3 protein-coding genes and 1 pseudogene are annotated in these 1,832 nt (G+C 38.6%); all 4 read right to left on the bottom strand.

What is annotated here, in order from left to right:
* On the bottom strand, window positions 1-290 hold a 290-nt coding region (locus tag V7659_RS05065; RefSeq protein WP_335538549.1), incomplete at its 3' end, for a spore coat protein.
* An 18-nt stretch (window positions 291-308) separates the two neighbouring features.
* The gene (locus V7659_RS05060; RefSeq protein WP_335538547.1) at window positions 309-503 is read right to left on the bottom strand and encodes a hypothetical protein; all 195 of its coding nucleotides are present in this window, start codon (window positions 501-503) and stop codon (window positions 309-311) included.
* Between the two features lie 17 nt (window positions 504-520).
* Window positions 521-1,657, bottom strand: a complete 1,137-nt coding sequence (locus V7659_RS05055) for a zinc-dependent alcohol dehydrogenase (protein WP_335538545.1) — start codon at window positions 1,655-1,657, stop codon at window positions 521-523.
* An 18-nt stretch (window positions 1,658-1,675) separates the two neighbouring features.
* Window positions 1,676-1,832, bottom strand: a pseudogene (locus tag V7659_RS05050) (spore coat protein); the annotation flags it as partial.

Raw genomic sequence — 1,832 nt, 5'->3', positions numbered from 1 at the left:
GGTAAGTTCAATGCTGTATTGATATTATTTAAATCTAAATTGATTTGTTCGTTTGTATCCCAAGCATGATACCATCCTTTTTCTTCCATATATAAGGATACTTGTTCATGCATATCAAGAGCTTCCATTAAATGGCGAGTGAGCATTTCTTTAATTTCGGGCGTTCCTGATTCTGTAACTGCCATGGCATAATTTCTAACTCCACTCTTAGCTGCAATCAATAAATCCATTGCAACCACTTGATCCGATAGTGCGTTCATGCCAGTTAAATTTTCAATGATTGGATTCATGTTCATTCATCTCCTAATTTACTGCTTAGCGTTGGAAAGGATAGAAGCATATTCTTGTAATTGTATCGTAGATACATCAATGTCTTGCTGCATAATATCTTTTAATTGCTGATCTGTAACTAACGCTTTCATCGTTTTGGACTTAGTCAGACAATTGGTCTTAAATGCAGCCATCTCATGGACCTCAAGAACTTCATGCAAGGCGTAGTTCATTTTTCATACCTCCTTCCTTAAGGTTTCAACACGACTTTAATACATTCATCCATTTTTGTGTCAAAAATCTCATAGCCATGTTTTGCTTCACTAAGAGGAATGACATGACTTACTACATCGCCTGGGTCAATCTTACCAGTTGTTACCAATTCAAACATGTATGGCATATAGTGGATGACAGGAGCTTGACCGGAGCGGATATTGATATTTCGCTGCATAATATCTCCAAGAGGGAAACCATTATATCTGCCGCCGTAAACGCCCGTAACTTGAATTGTCCCGCCTTTACGTACTGCTTGTGAAGCCATTATAAACGCACTTAATGCTCCGCCTTGAAGCTTCATTCCGCTCGCAAGGAACTCCATATCAGTCATTTTACCGTCCATACCAACTGCATCAATGACAACATCAGCGCCGCCCTTCGTCATTTCTTTCAAATGCATTCCCACATTTTCAAAGTGTTCGAAATTTACAATTTCAACTTTGTTGGTACGTTTGGCGTGTTGCAAACGATAGTCTACATAATCTACGGCAATGACACGCTTTGCTCCTTTTAGCCAACAGAATTTTTGAGCAAAAAGACCAACCGGACCACAACCAAGAACAATAACTGTATCTCCATCCTTTACGCCTGCATTGTCAACACTCCAAAAACCAGTAGTCATCGCATCGGCAATAACTGCTAACTTTTCATCTGGTTCTTCACAAGTCTCTGGAATTTTGAAATGAGTAAAGTTGGCAAATGGCACTCTTAAATATTCAGCTTGCCCACCTGGATAGCCACCCGTCGTACCAGAATATCCGAAATAAGCACCCATATCACCATTATCATTAGAATTATCACATTGGCTTTCCAAATGGCTTTTACAGTAATAGCATTCACCGCATGCTATATTAAAGGGAATAATTACTCGATCTCCCTTTTTTAGTTTAGTCACACCTGGACCAACTTCTTCGACGATTCCCATTGGTTCATGACCAATAACATAGTTTTCTTGCAGGTTAGGAATCATGCCATGAATTAAATGTAAATCAGACCCACATATAGCTGTACTCGTTACTTTAATAATCATGTCATCTGGTTTTTCAATCTTTGGATCTGGAACTTCTTTGACTACAACATTTTTAATACCTTGATACGTTACTGCCTTCATTAGTTACAGCCTCCAGTGTTAGTGTTCATCAGGTGTCCGGTCAAACATACCTTTTCTATTGGTCTCAACAGGAAATAGATTCATTTTGCCAATCATCAAAGTATTGTTGGCAGAGAGTTGGTCTAATTGATATTGTTCACTTAATTCGTATGGATGGAACCATTTTTTACTAATC

The sequence above is a fragment of the Neobacillus drentensis genome (assembly GCF_036966985.1).
GTDB classification, from domain to species: Bacteria; Bacillota; Bacilli; order Bacillales; family Cytobacillaceae; genus Neobacillus; species Neobacillus drentensis_E.
Note: the sequence above shows the minus strand (reverse complement) of the source record. Positions and strands in the feature narration are given on the sequence as shown.